This is a genomic window from Arthrobacter sp. efr-133-TYG-120 (genome assembly GCF_030209785.1).
Classification (GTDB): domain Bacteria; phylum Actinomycetota; class Actinomycetes; order Actinomycetales; family Micrococcaceae; genus Arthrobacter.
Window position 1 is genome coordinate 111,954 of sequence record NZ_JARVRI010000015.1, and the last position, 15,784, is coordinate 127,737.

The 15,784-nt window shown below is 64.1% G+C and carries 13 protein-coding genes; 5 read left to right on the forward strand and 8 right to left on the reverse strand.

The window, feature by feature from the left end; genetic code table 11:
* Window positions 1-5: 5 nt before the first annotated feature.
* Entirely contained in the window at window positions 6-3,722 is a 3,717-nt protein-coding gene (gene mfd / locus QRN51_RS10660; RefSeq protein ID WP_284989812.1) for a transcription-repair coupling factor, read from the reverse strand.
* A 144-nt stretch (window positions 3,723-3,866) separates the two neighbouring features.
* Here mfd and QRN51_RS10665 point away from each other — a divergent pair, with 144 nt between their 5' ends.
* The 3 genes from QRN51_RS10665 to nhaA all read left to right on the forward strand — a co-directional run bounded on the left by QRN51_RS10665 (window position 3,867) and on the right by nhaA (window position 6,077).
* Window positions 3,867-4,364 (forward strand): DUF2505 domain-containing protein, encoded by a 498-nt coding sequence (locus QRN51_RS10665; protein ID WP_284989813.1) that lies wholly within the window; start codon window positions 3,867-3,869, stop codon window positions 4,362-4,364.
* 1 nt (window position 4,365) lies between these two features.
* Window positions 4,366-4,587, forward strand: a complete 222-nt coding sequence (locus tag QRN51_RS10670; protein WP_284989814.1) for an SCO4848 family membrane protein — start codon at window positions 4,366-4,368, stop codon at window positions 4,585-4,587.
* Window positions 4,588-4,769: 182 nt separating this feature from the next.
* A complete protein-coding gene (nhaA, locus tag QRN51_RS10675; protein WP_284989815.1) occupies window positions 4,770-6,077 on the forward strand; it encodes a Na+/H+ antiporter NhaA in 1,308 nt (435 codons plus the stop codon).
* Window positions 6,078-6,464: 387 nt separating this feature from the next.
* On the opposite strand, the gene QRN51_RS10680 is transcribed toward nhaA, so the two are convergent.
* From QRN51_RS10680 to QRN51_RS10700, 5 genes are all read right to left on the reverse strand, one after another.
* Window positions 6,465-6,602 carry a hypothetical protein gene (locus QRN51_RS10680; RefSeq protein ID WP_172465507.1) on the reverse strand — a complete coding sequence of 46 codons (138 nt, stop codon included), beginning with the start codon at window positions 6,600-6,602 and terminating at the stop codon, window positions 6,465-6,467.
* Window positions 6,603-6,670: 68 nt separating this feature from the next.
* On the reverse strand, window positions 6,671-7,183 hold the full coding sequence (sufU, locus tag QRN51_RS10685) for a Fe-S cluster assembly sulfur transfer protein SufU (protein WP_059387921.1): 513 nt from the start codon (window positions 7,181-7,183) through the stop codon (window positions 6,671-6,673).
* Window positions 7,180-8,514 (reverse strand): aminotransferase class V-fold PLP-dependent enzyme, encoded by a 1,335-nt coding sequence (locus QRN51_RS10690; RefSeq protein ID WP_284989817.1) that lies wholly within the window; start codon window positions 8,512-8,514, stop codon window positions 7,180-7,182. The genes sufU and QRN51_RS10690 overlap by 4 nt, the downstream gene beginning before the upstream one ends.
* 101 nt (window positions 8,515-8,615) lie before the next feature.
* Window positions 8,616-11,270, reverse strand: a complete 2,655-nt coding sequence (locus QRN51_RS10695) for a LuxR C-terminal-related transcriptional regulator (RefSeq protein ID WP_284989818.1) — start codon at window positions 11,268-11,270, stop codon at window positions 8,616-8,618.
* A gap of 540 nt (window positions 11,271-11,810) precedes the next feature.
* A complete protein-coding gene (locus QRN51_RS10700) occupies window positions 11,811-12,026 on the reverse strand; it encodes a hypothetical protein (RefSeq protein ID WP_284989819.1) in 216 nt (71 codons plus the stop codon).
* A gap of 28 nt (window positions 12,027-12,054) precedes the next feature.
* On the opposite strand from QRN51_RS10700, the gene QRN51_RS10705 reads away from it, so the two are divergent.
* A complete protein-coding gene (locus QRN51_RS10705) occupies window positions 12,055-12,792 on the forward strand; it encodes a hypothetical protein (RefSeq protein WP_284989820.1) in 738 nt (245 codons plus the stop codon).
* 126 nt (window positions 12,793-12,918) lie between these two features.
* Here QRN51_RS10705 and QRN51_RS10710 read toward each other — a convergent pair whose 3' ends face one another.
* Both QRN51_RS10710 and QRN51_RS10715 read right to left on the reverse strand, forming a co-directional pair.
* On the reverse strand, window positions 12,919-14,301 hold the full coding sequence (locus QRN51_RS10710; RefSeq protein WP_284989821.1) for a glycosyltransferase family 2 protein: 1,383 nt from the start codon (window positions 14,299-14,301) through the stop codon (window positions 12,919-12,921).
* On the reverse strand, window positions 14,298-15,479 hold the full coding sequence (locus tag QRN51_RS10715) for a polysaccharide deacetylase family protein (protein WP_284989866.1): 1,182 nt from the start codon (window positions 15,477-15,479) through the stop codon (window positions 14,298-14,300). Before QRN51_RS10715 ends, QRN51_RS10710 begins: the two co-directional genes overlap by 4 nt.
* On the opposite strand from QRN51_RS10715, the gene QRN51_RS10720 reads away from it, so the two are divergent.
* The gene (locus tag QRN51_RS10720) at window positions 15,427-15,735 is read left to right on the forward strand and encodes a hypothetical protein (RefSeq protein ID WP_253257238.1); all 309 of its coding nucleotides are present in this window, start codon (window positions 15,427-15,429) and stop codon (window positions 15,733-15,735) included. The two genes, QRN51_RS10715 and QRN51_RS10720, sit on opposite strands and share 53 nt — an antisense overlap.
* The last annotated feature ends 49 nt before the right edge of the window (window positions 15,736-15,784 follow it).

Genomic DNA, 15,784 nt, shown 5'->3' on the forward strand with positions numbered 1-15,784 from the left:
AAGCTTCAGCCCGCAGTCTGGGTGGCCGGCGAAGCCGCGAAGATAGCTTCGATTACCGTGTTGGCCCACTCCAGGATTTCGGCGTCCTGCAGGTCGCGGCCGCCGATCCTTGCCGTCTTCGGCTTGGGGAGCAGCACGGCGTCGAGGGCCGGCTTGATCTGCGATCCCGGGTACATGCGGTTGAGCCGCATGACCTTGGATTCAGGCAACTGGGCGGGCGAGAAACGGATGAAGTTGCCTTGGAGCGCGACGTCGGACAGCCCGGCTTCGCGGGCACCCACCCTGAAGCGGGCGACGGCGATCAGGTTCTTCGCGGGCAGCGGCGGCTCTCCGTACCGGTCGACGAGTTCGGCCAATACCTCGTCGATGGCCTCATTGGTGATGGCTGCGGCCAGTTTCCTGTAGGCCTCAAGGCGCAGGCGTTCACCCGGCACATAATCGTGCGGCAAGTGGGCGTTGACGGGCAGCTCGATCTTCATGTCTGCGGCCTTCTCTTCGGCCTCGCCGCGGTATTCGGCCACGGCTTCGCCCACCAGGCGGATGTACAGGTCGAAGCCAACCCCTTGGATGTGCCCGGACTGTTCCCCGCCCAGCAGGTTGCCGGCACCGCGGATTTCGAGGTCCTTCATGGCCAACTGCATGCCCGCGCCAAGCTCGTTGTGGGCCGCGACGGCCTTGAGCCGTTCGAGCGCCACCTCGCCCAACGGCTTCTCGGAGGGGTACAGGAAGTAGGCGTAGGCGCGTTCCCGGCCACGGCCCACGCGGCCACGCAACTGGTGGAGCTGCGAGAGGCCGTACTTGTCCGCGCCGTCCACAATCAGGGTGTTGGCATTGGAAATATCCAGGCCGGTTTCGATGATGGTGGTGCAGACCAGGACGTCAAAACGCTTCTCCCAGAAATCCACGATGATCTTTTCCAGGCGGCTCTCGGACATCTGCCCATGCGCCACTTCGACGCGGGCTTCGGGGACGAGTTCCCGGATCTGGGCGGCGATTCGCTCAATCGAGGACACCCGGTTGTGGACGAAGAAGACCTGGCCTTCGCGCATAAGTTCGCGCCGGATCGCCGCGGAGGTCTGCTTGTTGGTGAACGGCCCGACGTACGTCAGCACGGGGTGCCGCTCCTCCGGCGGTGTGGCCAGCGTGGACGTTTCGCGGATGCCCGTGAGGGACATCTCCAAGGTACGCGGGATGGGAGTGGCGCTCATGGCCAGGACGTCCACGTTGGTGCGCATCTTCTTGAGCGCTTCCTTATGCTCCACACCGAAGCGCTGCTCCTCGTCCACGATCACCAGGCCAAGGTCCTTGAACTCGAAGTCCTTGGACAGCAGGCGGTGCGTGCCAATGACCACGTCCACGGAGCCGTTCTTGACTCCCTCCATGGTTTCCTTGGCTTCCTTCGCGCCTTGGAAGCGGGACAGCGGCTTGACGCGCAAAGGGAATCCGGAAAAGCGCTCGGTGAACGTCTCATAGTGCTGCTGGGCGAGCAGCGTGGTGGGAACCAGTACCGCGACCTGCTTGCCGTCCTGCACCGCCTTGAACGCGGCCCGGACCGCGATCTCGGTCTTCCCATAGCCAACGTCGCCCGAGACCAGGCGATCCATGGGGATCTCGCGCTCCATGTCGGCCTTGACCTCGTTGATGGTGGTGAGCTGGTCCGGCGTCTCCACATACGGGAAGGCTTCCTCAAGTTCCCGCTGCCACGGCGTGTCCGGCGCGAAGGCATGTCCGCGCGAGGCCATGCGGGCGGAGTACAGCCTGATGAGCTCGCCCGCGATTTCCTTGACAGCTTTCCGGGCCTTGGACTTGGTGCTCGCCCAGTCCGCCCCGCCCATCTTGCTCAACGAGGGCGTATCGCCGCCGACATAGCGGGTCACCTGGTCCAGCTGGTCCGTGGGCACGAAAAGCCGGTCGCCGGGGGCTCCGCGCTTGGACGCCGCGTATTCGAGCACGAGGTACTCGCGAAGACCGGCGTCCCCTCCGGAAGAACCGGCAGACGAGCCGGCCACCTTACGCTGGATCAGCTCCACGAACTTCCCGATCCCGTGCTGTTCGTGGACCACGAAGTCACCGGCGTGCAGCTGGAGGGGGTCGACGGCGTTGCGCCGCTTCGAGGGCATGCGCCGCATGTCTTTCGTGGACCCGGCCGACGAGCGGCCCAGGAGGTCCGCTTCCGTGAGCAGCCCCAGCTTGAGGCCGTCCAGCACAAAACCGCGTCCGACGGCGGCAGTGGTCACCTCGATGATGCCGGCCTGGGGTTCGTGGGCCAGGGAGTCGACGCGGGAACACGGGATATCAGCATCATGGAACAACTCGGCGAGTCGCTGGGCAGGACCGGGCCCGTCCGTGGCCACCACGATGCGCCACTGCTCGCGCACGTGGGAGCCGATGAATTCGAGCATCTCCGCGACGTCTCCCTGGTAGCCGCGCGGTTCACGGGCGTGCAGGTTCAGGACGTCGATGTCGAGGACCAGGTCTTCGTCGGTCGCCAAGGACGTGATGGACCACCAGGAGACCCCGTGGGCTAGTGCTGCGCTCCGGGTGTCCGTCAAGGATTGGAAGCTGGCCGCATGCAACGCCGAGGCGGCTTGGGAGCCCAGTACCGAGTCGAGATCGAGGGGAGCCGTCCCGCCGTCGGACGCCGTGGACCAGGCTGCCTCGAGGAACTCCTCGTTGGTAGCCGCGAGGTCATGGGCTCGGGTCCGGACCTTTTCCGGTTCGATGACCACACCGATGGAACCGGCCGGCAGCTGGTCCACGAAAGGCACCATGGCGTCCACGAGGACCGGCGCCAAGGACTCCATGCCCTCGACGGCGATGCCGCCCGCGATCTTTTCCAACATGTCAGCGGCGGCCGGCATCTCGGCCTTGAGCCTTGCCGCCCGGGACATGACGGACGGCGTGATGAGGATTTCCCGGCACGGCGGGGCGTGCAATTCGCTGGGGTGGTGCACGGCCGGACCGGAGAGCGAACGCTGGTCTGCCACCGCAAACCAGCGCATCTGGTCCACTTCGTCGCCGAAGAATTCCACCCTGATCGGGTGGTCCTCGGTGGGTGGGAAGACGTCCAAAATACCGCCCCTGACGGCGAATTCACCACGGTGGGTCACCATGTCCACGCGGGAATAGGCAGCGTCGGCAAGGCGGCGTACCACGTCGCTGAAGGGCATTTCCTGCCCCACCCTCAACGTCACCGGGACCAGTTCTCCGAGGCCCGCCACGACCGGCTGGACCACGGCGCGAACCGGCGCCACGACCACCCGCAAGGGACCCGCCGTCGAGCTCTCCGGGTGGGCAAGGCGGCGAAGGACCGAGAGCCTGCGGCCCACTGTGTCCGAGCGCGGGGAGAGCCGTTCGTGCGGCAGGGTTTCCCAACTGGGGAAGGCCGCCACCGAGTCCGCCGGGAGATAGGCAGCCAAGGCCTCGGTGAGGTCCTCGGCTTCGCGGCCCGTTGCCGTCACGGCCAGCACCACGGCGCTGTCTTCGAGACTCTGGGAGGCGAGGCCATCGGCCATCTCGGCCAGCAGCGCGGCCCGCAGGCCCGCGGGGGCGCTGATCTGGTAGTCGGAACTGCGTTCGGTGAAGGCCCGGGAGGCCTCGGGCCGGACCCGGGCGAAGGTCCGGTCCTCACCCAGGGCCCGACGCAATCCATCAAGGGATGCGACAGTGCCGGCAGGGCTGATTCCTGAGTTGACCGCTGACGGTTGGCCTTTGGGGCTCATGGATGGCACTCCTGGAGTGGGGAAGGCAGCACGAAAACCCGAAATTCTCTCGAATCCCGGGGCGTTCCTAGCCTACCCCGCCCACACCGTAGGATGTTTGGGAGCCGCAAGAGCTTTCAACCGAGATATTCACGGAGGACCCCCATGGCCCTGAACGCATCCACCACCCTGCCCTACGGCGTCGACCGCGTAGCCGCCACTTTCATCGACGAAGACTTCCTGCGCCACACGAGCGAGTATGTCGGCGGCACTTTGGAATCATTCCAGATCGACGGCGACGTCGCCGGCGCCTTCACCACCACCACGGTCCGCACGTTGCCCACCACGCGCCTCCCGGAGATCGCCCGGAAGTTCGTGGGCGAGAAGCTCACTGTCACCCAGACCGAGAAGTGGGACGCCCCGACGGCCGACGGCTCGCGAACCAGCAACATCTCCCTCAAGATCTCCGGCGCCCCGCTGGATGTCACCGCAACGCAGCGCCTGGTGGCCGACGGCGGCAGCACCCGCGTCGAGCTCGAAGGTGCCGTCACGTCGTCGGTTCCGTTCCTCGGCGGCAAGATCGCCGACGCAGCCGAACCGATGGTGGGCAAGGCCTTGAACATCCAGTCCCAGCAGGCCCAGGCCTGGCTCGAAAGCCACTAGCGTGCAGTTGGCAGCCGGGCTGTCGATCGTGCTGATCGTCGCGGGTGCGTGGTCCCTCATCGTGTGGCCACAGTTCCTGCGCCGGGTCATGTCGGACCCCCGTGCCCGCGACGCCAACGGGAAGGCCACGAAGTTCCTCACCGTCCACGTCGTGCTGGTCGCCATCTCCATGGTGCTCGGACTCGCGACGGCGGCCATCGGGATCACGGCGCTGCTCACGTAACGCCCCTTCCGGCCCCAACTGACTCGCATTTGTTGTCGTTATGACGCCTCATAACGACATTAACTGCGAGCTAGTTGGGGCCTCGGCGGGGTGGGTGACCGTTCCGCTAAAATAGAACACAGGTGCGCCGGGAAGTCTGGTCGGCAATAGTTTTGTTGACCCCGCACTCCCCAAGGAGCCACATGGCGAACCGCCCCCACGACGCTGCCCCCTCAAGGGTATTCAGCAGATCCAGTTTCCCGGAATATCAACGGATCCTGGCTATTCTCCGCACTGAAACCGTTGGTGGCGCGCTTTTGCTCGCCGCTACTGTGGCCGCACTCGCCTGGGCAAACTCGCCCCTTGCCAACGGCTACTTCGCGCTGCGCGAAGTGAAGATCGGCTACGCTCCCTGGCACCTGGAATTGAGCCTGGGCCACTGGGCCTCCGACGGGCTCTTGGCCGTTTTCTTCTTTATCGCCGGACTGGAACTCAAGCGTGAATTCGTGGCCGGGGAACTGCGGAAGCCGGCAAAAGCGATCGTTCCGGTGGCGGCAGCGGTGGGCGGCGTGGTTCTTCCCGCGCTCATCTACGTGGTGATCAACCTCGGCTCGGGCGCGGAAACACTCAAGGGCTGGGCCATCCCTACTGCCACTGACATCGCTTTCGCGTTGGCCGTCCTGGCCGTCATCAACACGCATTTGCCCGCGGCATTGCGGACCTTCCTGCTGACACTGGCAGTGGTGGACGACTTGATTGCCATCGGCATCATCGCCTTCTTCTACTCGAGCGGCCTACAGCCCTTCATGCTGCTGGCCGCCGCGGTGCCCTTGGCCCTCTTTACGTTCCTGGTCCAGAAACGCGTCCGCAGCTGGTACCTGCTGCTCCCCTTGGCCGCAGCCACGTGGGCCTTCATCCATGCCTCGGGCATCCACGCCACCGTGGCCGGGGTCCTGCTTGGTTTCGCGGTGCCGGTCGTAGCCTCAGGCAAGAACGGCGAACCTGCCGCCGGGCTCGCCGAAAGCTTCGAACACCGCTTGCGTCCCTTCTCCGCCGGCTTTGCGGTGCCTGTTTTCGCTTTCTTCTCCGCCGGCGTGGCTTTGGGCGGGGCCGAAGGACTGGGAGCGGCCCTGCGCGATCCCGTGGCGGCGGGCATCGTCCTGGCCCTCGTGGCCGGCAAGACGGCTGGAGTGCTCGGCACCACGTTCCTCATCACCAAGACCACCCGCGCGCGGCTGGATGACGGCCTGGCATGGATCGACGTCGCAGGGCTGGCCATGCTGGCGGGCGTCGGTTTCACCGTCTCCCTCCTGATCGCCGAGCTGGGCTTCGGTAGCGGTTCTCCGCACGACGACCACGCGAAAGTGGCCATCCTCGCCGGTTCCCTCGCCGCGGCGGTGCTTGCCGCCGTCGTACTCAAAGCCCGTAACCGGCACTACCGCCACGTGGTGCGGGAGGAGCTAAGGGACGACGACGGCGACGGCGTGCCTGACGTTTTTACCCGCGCCTGACGTGCCGGGACCGCATACGAGTAGCCCCCATTTTAATGCGAGTAATGCCCTTTTCAATTGGGGTGGTCGGCACGCTGTTTGGGCGGTATCTGCAGGAATACCTTGCTGCTATGGACGCGAATAGTATGGAACGAGTGTGGCATGGGGCCCACAGGAAAGCCCAAGAGAAGAACTGGTCATTGATCTTTGTTTGGGTAATTCTCGGTCTCATGTCGATTTCGGTGCTCATCGCAGCGGGTACCCAAATGATGCGATGACTAGGCCAATGGTACAAAAAAGCTCGGACCGGTTTTTCGGGTCCGAGCTTTTCTTTGCCTCGTGCGGTTTTCCAACCTTTATATAGTCAGCCGTGAAGGCCGCAGCACAGCTGCGGTGAACCATTCGGCCTTACCGCACGAATCCCGCGACGGCGGCAAGAATTGTCGCGGCGACGAGGGCGAGCAACAATCCCACAACCACGAATTCCGCCCGGCGGACCCTATGCTGGCTCTGGCGCCATTCGCGCCTGCTCTCCAAGGTAATCATGCTTCGAGGCTAAGTCCGGACCACGGGCCGAAATAGAGTGGAGGGTACTCGACCTCGGCCCACCCGCACTAAAGAGCCTGGGCCAACCCTTGGCCCGCCTCGGCCTGGCGCAGCGCGTCCTCCGCGGCAACCCACGCGAGCATGGCGCACTTCACCCGGGCAGGATACTTGGCAACGCCGGCCAGGGCGGCAGCGTCTTGGAGGAGTTCCTCATCCGCTTCCAGCTTGCCGCGCGAACGCATCAATTCGCGGAAGTGGTCGATCGTGTGGCGAAGAGACACCGGGGACATGCCCGGTGCCATTTCACTGAGTATGGACGCCGACGCCATCGAAATGGCACATCCGTCGCCGTCCCAATGGATTTCCGTGACGGCCTGTCCGTCACCGGCGGTGCCAAGACTCAGCCGGAGGGTGATTTCGTCCCCGCAAATGGGATTCAGCTGGTGGCTCTGGCCCGTGTAGCTCTGTTCCGTGCCGGGGGTGCCGGTTCCCGGGGCCGGAAGCTTGGCAAGGTCTCCGCCGCTGCGCGCCTTGGAATGCTCCAGGATCAACTGCTGGTAGAGCGAGTCCAGGCCGCTCATGATGTGGCTCCAGGAGCCGCTACCCCAAAGTACGGCCTGATCCGGGCAACCGCATCCACCAACAGATCGACTTCATCGGATGTGGTGTAGAGGTAGGTACTGGCCCGCGTGGACGCGCTCAGGCCCAGCCTGCGGTGCAAGGGCTGGGCACAATGATGGCCCACCCGGACGGCGATGCCCAGCTCGTCGAGGTACTGCCCGACGTCGTGCGCGTGCACTCCGGCGACGTCGAACGCGGCAAGACCGGTCCGTTCTTCTCCCGGCCCGGGGCCCAGCACACGCACGCCATCGATGGCGCTGAGGCCGGTGACAAGCCGCTGGCCGAGCTCCGCCTCACGACGGGCGATCCGCTGCATTCCTGTTTCGCTGAGGTAGTTTGCTGCGGCAGCGAGGGCCACGGCCTGCGAAATAGGCTGGGTTCCAGCCTCGAAACGCTGGGGAGCAGGCAAGTATTGGGCTTCCTCCATGGTCACTGTGGTGATCATGGAACCGCCGGTCAGGAACGGTGGCATGGCATTGAGCAGTTCGCTGCGGCCATAGACCGCACCGATTCCCGTGGGCCCCAGCATTTTGTGGCCGGAGAACACGGCGAAATCCACGTCCAGCGCCTTGAAGTCCAAGGGGAGGTGCGGCGCGGACTGGCATGCGTCCAGGACCACCAAGGCGCCTACTTCCCGCGCCATTCCGACCAACACGCCAACGGGGTTGATATTGCCGAGGACGTTTGACGTGTGGGTGAAGGCCAGGATCCGGGTGCGCGGGGTGATGAGGCGTGCTGCTTCCTCGAGACGCAGCGCACCGGCGTCGTCGAGGGGAATGTACTTGAGGCTTGCCCCGGTCCGCCGGCACAGCTCCTGCCACGGAATCAGGTTGGCGTGGTGTTCCATTTCGGTGACGAGGACTTCGTCCCCCGGCTTGAGGGCGAAGCGTCCGGCTTCCCCGCCCGCACTGCCTACGCTGGCGTTCGAAAACGAATAGGCCAGGAGGTTCAGCCCGGCGGTGGCGTTGGCGGTCCAGATCAGCTCGTCGTCCTCCACACCCACAAAACGTGCCACGGTGGAACGTGCGTCTTCGAAGGCGTCGGTTGCCTCTACCGCAAGGTGGTGCGCTCCGCGATGGACGGCCGAGTTCCGCTGTTCATAGAATTCCTGCTCAGCCTCAAGCACGCTCCGGGGATTCTGCGAGGTGGCCCCGGAATCCAGGTAGACCAGCGGTTTGCCGTTGATTTCCTGCCCAAGAACGGGGAAGTCGTTGCGGATGCGACCGACTTCATCGTCATCGAGTGCGGAAACCTGGGCATCTCCCCACGCGGGGGTGGAAACCATTGTCAAAACCGGTGCTCCTTGTCAGGACTACGTGGCAATCGCCAGCGGCGGACCGCCAGGACTGGCGGCGTCACCTTGTAATTGTCCCACCAATAGGAGCGTTGGCCCTACTCCTCCGGCTTCGCGAGCTCGTCCCACAGTTCGGAAAGCTTCTGCCTGCGGGACACTCCGAGCTTGCCGTAGACCCGCTGCAGGTGGGCGTTGACCGTGTTCACGGCGATACCCAGGCGGGCAGCCACCTCCGCACTGCTCAGCCCGGAGGCCACCAGGGCAGTCACTTCGCGTTCACGCTGGGAAAGCTTGACGACGCCGGGAAGGACCGAGGATCCGGCCTCCGGACTGGCCGGGTGGGGTTCGTCAAAAACGAAAGCCTCCTCCTGGTCCAACGCTTGCTGAGGTTCTCCGATGCCTACTTGCCCAGTTCCCATTTCCTGTCCTGCTTCCTGTCCCGACGGCATGCCGGACTCGACACTCCACACCAGCTCGGACACTCCGGCCCCCAGCTGCCGGTCTCCCCGGGTGCCGGTACGGGCCGCAAGGCCGAGATTCAACATTTCAAGCGCCCGGTGCCCCTTTTTGGCGGCAGACCCGGCGAGTTGGAGCAGTTTCCGGTGCGAGTGCTCAGCGCCAATCAGCACCGACCGGGCGGCGGACGAATAGCTTTCGGCGAGCTGCGAGGCCAGGTAGTTCCCTCCGCTGGCCCGCGAATCGTAGGCAGCCAGGGCGCGACGGACCTGGTTGACGTCCCCCAGCAACCACGCAGCCGCGGCAAGTCCGCCGAGCGCCGGCGGGAGGAGCCCGTCAGGGTCGGCTTCATCCAGCCGGGCCTTGGCCTGGCGGAACTGTTCACATGCCAGTTCCAGGCTCCCCTGCCTGGCAAGTACGAGTGCCCTGTACAGATGCGCTGAGCCACCGAAATAGCTCATCCGGTTGCTGAAGCTGGAACTTCCGGCGCAGAACATTTCGGGCCCGCCCCATTGCCCGCGCCAGATCAGGTTGGACCCGTGGATGGTCAGCACAGTGGAGTGGAAGTCCACGGGGCAGCGCGGCAGCCGCCCCACCGCTTCGAGCGCCAGGGTCGAAAGTGCGACGGCGTCCGCGAACCGTCCGCTGACAGCCAGCCCTTGGGAGACGAGCGCCATCAACAGCACGCCGGCCTGGGTGGGCGGGGGTGGATGGCCCTCCGATCTCAATCCGGGATCGACCAATTGGCTATGGCAAAGTCTTTGGAACAGCTCGGTGTTGGCTGAAGGCCAGCTACCGTTTTGGGCGTCCAGATACAGCTGGAGGACGTCCAGTTCGTCCCGGACGGCGGACTCGCCAAGATGGGCTGGCTCGCCGGGCTGGATGCCGACGGCGGCAGCCTCCAGCCGCCGTCGGGCATCCTGGAGGACCGTCTTCAGCACATTGGCTCCCGGCGATGTCGGCAGAAGCGCATGCAGCAGAAGCCACACAGCGTGGGCGAAGTCGAGCGTCAGGACGTCGGGGGTGTTCGCCACCAGACCCTTCAAGACCGTCACAGCCCCGGGAAAGTCCCTTGTCTGATAGAGCGCCCTCGCCAGTTCCACGCCGGCAACCAGTCCGAGTTCCGGCGCCCGCACCGCTTCCGCGGCCCGCCGGGCCCTCCGGTTGTCGTGAATGTCGTTCGCGGCGATGGCCACGGCCAAAAGATCGGCGTCCGGCACCGGTAAACCGCTTGCCTGTTCTAGGTCCACGCGGCGGAACAGCGTCCACAGCGAATCATCGCCAACAGGTGAGGACGTCGCGTAGATGCTCCTCCGAAGTTCGAGGATCCGTTCAGGTCCCAAGTGCTGCCGGGCCAGCCTCGCTTCGATGGCATGGCTGAGCGTCGCCGTCTCCTGGCTGTCTTTCAGGACCCGGATGGTTCCGTCGGACCGCAGCGCGTCGATCGCCCGCTTTGGGCCGAGTTGTTCAAGGACGGCCAGCGGTATCGGCTCCCCCACCGCCAGAATGTCCACTACCTGCCGCTGTGGCACGGAATAGCCCTCAAGCCGGTGGCGGGTCAGCTCGAGCGCTTGCGAACCGTCCAAGCGGATTGGTCCGGACAACATCCAGGAATCGGCCTGTTCCACGATCTCGCCACGCGCTGCGGCTTCGTCCACCAACAACTTCGCGGTCTGCAGGTTTCCACCGGTGAGGGTATGGATGTCCCGGACCAGGCTGCGGGCTGCGCGCCCGCCGAGGCGATCATCAAGGAATTCGCGAAGCTGCTCCTGCGTGAGATCGTCCAGGGTCACCACCGACAGCTGCCGCGACACCACGGATTCCATGAGTTCCATTCTCAAGGGCCGGTCCGAGCGGTGGGTGGCAATCAGGCGGATGTCCGGTTCAACAAGCAGTTGGCTCAGGAGCCAAAGAGACATGTCATCCAGGAAATCTATGTTGTCCAGCACCAGCAGTGCGGCGGATCCGGACGTCGCTGCGCCACGCACCGCTTTGCGGCAAGCCGCCACGATGGAGCCCGGCCACACTTTGGCCCTCGCCGGCAGGTCCGGAACAAGTGCCATGGCGATTCCAAACGGAATGTCCGCGAACGACTCCGAGACGTTGTGGGCGATCACGCTGAAGGAACCGCCCAGCACTGAAGCCGCTGCGTCCAAGAGGGTGGTCATTCCTGAGCCTCCCGGTCCCGAGATGACTATCCCGGCCGGTTCCGGCCCGGACAAGGCAATAACAATCTCCTGGAGCTCCGCGGCCCGAATAATCGGGGGCGGGGTGTTGGTCCCTTCGGTATCGTCCATGGTCCTGTCTCATCTTCGGGCCGCCGGACACACGTTCCTGACGGCTGTGGCACGGACCGGTGTCATTTCCAAACGTTACCTTCGGGTTTCAGTCCCTGGATTGAGTGGTAACTACTTGGTTTTCCGGGGCTACTTGCACGAAACATCCCCGCTCCACGGAGCCTCCGGGCGACGCACCACGGCGCCGTTTCCACCCCGGTTTTCCCGCCGGATTTGCATCCTCTGTTACCGCTCTGTGATCTGACTGTGTAAGCTGGTGCCGCAAGAGTAAGTTCCGGCTGGCTACTTCTGGGGAGTTGAAGCGCAGCCGATTTCCGCAACAACTCTGTCGTGACACACCGTTTGGCCGTGTACGACGCTGCCGCACGTTCAGCTGCAGCTCGCCTTATCCATTGCCCAGGTCTCGTATGTCTATGTCCCCAACAGATATGTCACCCAAAATATGAAACACCTGTTCACAGCACTCATCGCCGTGGCTGTACTTGCCTTTGGTGGGTTCGCCACCATCTCAGCTGTCCAGTCATCACACAAATCCTCCTATCAGGCCGGCGACCGCGGTTCATATTCGCGGCCAAGCTCATCGCCTTCGCCTTCATCCGCGCAAACGCGCACCGCCACGCCGGCACCGACGCCGACGCCCACACCCAGCAATGTTCCGGCCGCGGCGCCGTCGAGCACGCCCGCTGCCGCCGCCCCCGCTCCGGCCGCAACAGCCGCCGGCGCACCCGCACCAACGGCAGCGCCCCTCCCCGTCACGGGAACCTACCCCCTCCACACCAACATCGTGAGCACCACCTTCTGGGTGGGCGAGATCTTCAATGCCAGCCTCTCGGACGGCTCCCAGGTCTGCTCCACCTACAACGGCCAGTGGGCCTTGCAGCACACGGGGGTCAACATGGGAACCACTCCGTCCAGCGCGAGCGGTTGTCCCGGCAGCACTTACGGCGGTTGCGACGGAGTCAGCTCCGGCACCGGCACGAGCTTCCAGTGCGCCACGGAACAGCGCGTAGCCAGCAATGGGTACTTCCCGCTGCACCAGCCCAAGCCTTTGCAGAACCCGTTCTACTTGGACCTGCCTTACGACGACGTCAATGACAGCGTCGCTTTCGCCGAGCGTTGCAATGTTATTCCGTGGGCCGCCGCGGACAACGCCAAAACGGGCGTCAACCACTGTGCGGACTCAAGCTACAGCTACATGAAGAACGCATGGGTCCAGATCACCGGCCCCAATGGCGCCGTTTGCTACGGACAAGTTGAAGACGCCGGGCCCTCGAGCGGTTCGCTCTACCACGATTCGGCCTACGTCTTCGGCGCGAACAACGCCCGTCCGGCCAACAAGTCCTTCTCCGGCGACCCGAGCCAGGGTGCAGGCATGGATGTCTCCCCTGCATTGAACGGCTGCCTGGGCTTCGCTGAGCTGAACGGCGACAATGACCACGTATCGTGGCGTTTCGTTGACCGTGCCAGCGTGCCGGCCGGTCCGTGGCTCAACGTTGTCACCACTTCGGGAGTCACCAACTAATATCCCGGGACCCACGGGTCAGCAGGACATTACCCACTCCGGGAGTGTCGGACGCCCATGCCACCCAGCCGCAATGGCTACCTGGCATGGGCGTCCGCGTGTCCGCCCACTTTTCCAGGGCTGTCCCTAGCCGGTCCGCACCACGGACGGCCCCGGCGTCGCGATTTCCTGAGGTTGGCGTTGGATCCTCCGAACCGGGCTGACCCACACTCCCGACGAACTCGCCGAGTACGCCTTGGGCAAGACCTGGAGGCAAATCACTGCGTCCAATATCCGCATCAACGGAAAGAAGGGCGCCATCAACAAAAAGCGCGGGTTGCGCATCGAAACTGCGGCAAGGACTGTCAAGAAGAGGTCCGGCAGGAAGACCCCAATGAGAACGTCCTGGGGCCGCAGGACGCCTGACAGAAAGATAAAAACCTCTGAGCGATTGCCGAAAATCCACACCTCGATGGCAGCGAGGGACGATAGCAGGAATGCCGGCACCAGAAGGACGAAGAAAAGGCAGCTGGCTACGAGTTCAACAATGTACAGCCCCAGGACAAACCAAAATCTGCTGAATTGCAGGCCGTGCCGCCTGACGGTTTGCCAGAAACCAAGAATCCACCGCCGCACCTGCTTGATATAGTCCTTCAGGTTGTCCGGATCCTGGGTGTACGCAACAGCCGCAGAGGGATGGAATGCGATCCTTCCCAGTTTCTTCGCATGGATTTCAAACGTCATGTTGAAGTCTTCAATCACCAGTCCCGGCGCCAGGACCTCTATTTTTGCGAGTGCACTGGTTCTGTACATGCTGGCGAATCCGGGCACGATGGAGACGACATTTGCCCCTTGCGCCGCTTGGCCGTATTTGAGGAGCAATTGGACCACGATGTACAAGCGCTCCCGGTATGCCACGAGGAATCGGCCGATCGCCGTCGGAGGTGCCGGGCTCATGATCGATTTGGCCCGTCCCGCGACGGCAACCACCGTCGGATCGTCAAACAGCGGCAACCCCGTTTCGAGGTAATCCGGCGTCGGGCGTGTGTCCGCGTCCAGGAGCATGACCACCTTGAACCGCTTGCACAGGTCGAAGTGGGCGATGCCCGCCGCGAGTGCGCCTGCCTTGCCACGGTTCGGTTCAAGGTCAAGGACCTTCACCCCCGCGGCCCGAGCAATAGCTGCGGTGTCATCAGTGGACATGTCCGAAACGACGTGGATGTTGCGGCGAGGTACCAAAGCGGACGCGGCGAGGATTGTCTCCCTGATGACCAGGGCCTCGTTGTGGGCGGCCACGAGGACCGCGACATTCGCCGGGTAGAGCCGCACCCCCTTCGCACGATGGCGGGCCCGCGGACGCCGAGGGATCGGTACCGTGCCGCCGCGCAGCAGCGCGATCCACCCCCGGATCCGGGAAGACAACCCCTTGACCCGCCACGACTCCTCACCCGCCAGGCGGACCAGCCCGGCAACCGACCAAAAGATCGTACTGACCCCCAGAACCAAGAAGATCGAAAGCAGAACTATCACGGCGACGGAGCTCCCACTGTGTCGTACATTTCGTAATCATCGGTAGCAAGCTGGCCATCACTGAAGAGGTTCAGTCCAAAGCTGATGGCCTCGGCTCCTGCCGGAACGGGCGGCGTATCCCAGATCGCCTGCTCGTAACTGGTGTTGGCCGCGAACCACGGACTGGCCGTCCAGTAGGTCCACGTGCCCAGCTTGTTGCGGTAATACACTTCGAATTGGGTCTTCGCGTTGGACTGGTACCACGCCCTGAGCGAATAGCTGTGGCCGGGACTCACGCTCGGAGCGCATGCTCCCAGATCGAGGACGGGAAGCAGTTTGGCATCACCGGACGAGTATTCGCTCACGTCCAGGCGTCGGGCCACAGCGCCGGAGTGTCCAGGGGTCAAGGTGCTCAGGACCACGGCATTCTTGCCATAGGACGACACCTGCCAGCATTGCGGCAAGCCATACTTTCCAGCCGTTTCCAGCCCCGGATTCCGAAGGGCATTCGTTCCTGGTGCAGCCGGCGCCGCGACGGGACCGTTCACCACGGGTTTCGCCACGCCGCCGATCACGTCATGTATCGTGCGCACGGCCATGGTCCCTTGTTGGGTCCTGGCCGCCAGCCAAGTGGCGAACTGTTCGAACAACGCGGGGCTGATGGAGCGGGGGCTGCCGCTGTTGTCGACGTCGTAGAAGGTCAATTGCAACCAGCCCCCGGCCTTTTCGGCCTGCGCTACTGTCGCCTGAAGGTCGGCCAACGTCCACTTGCTGCCGACTTCCGATGTTGCCCGTGTCCGGAACAGGTCCGCCGGACGGACGGTTTCCGCTGCAGCGCAGCCCGCGCAGTCGATGGGAGTGGTTATCTCGCCGAGGCCACGCGCGCTGTTGTAGCCACATCCAGCGACCTGCTCTTCCGACTTCGGCGTCGAAGCCGCAAACGGATAGGCAAAGGAGGTGACCTTGAAGCCCCAGTCCGTAAGGTTTACCCGATCGTTGCAGATCTGCCTCGATGCTTCGTCAGGCTCTACGGAAGTCACATCGGCAAGGGTGACCGTATGCCCGCCGATTTCATTCTGGTCCGCGGCCAGGGTGTGGAGATTGTCCGTTGTCATGTAGTCAGGCGCTCCAACAAAGCCCGAATCGATGAAAAACGTGCCCCGGAGGCCGTGGTCCTTCAAGATCCGGGCCGCCTCCATCTGGCTTGACCGGCCCGCATCAAACGTCAAGCTAACGGATGAGAGCGGGGCGGCAGACGGCGTGGGGCTGGTGGTTCCGGATCCGGAGGGAGCCTGGCTTCCGTTGATCAGCGATGTTGCGCCCGTCAACAGGAGCAGCACCGACACCCACGAGGCAGCCCAAAGACCTGCCCGCTTCCTCGACATGCGGATCGGTCCGGATGCGATGCCCTTCCCCCGCGGACTCATCGCCAACCCGCACTGCCGTGGTTCCTGAAGGGGCCGGTGGCGACTGGGGGAAGCCTCGGTCTCAAAGGCTTATTCAC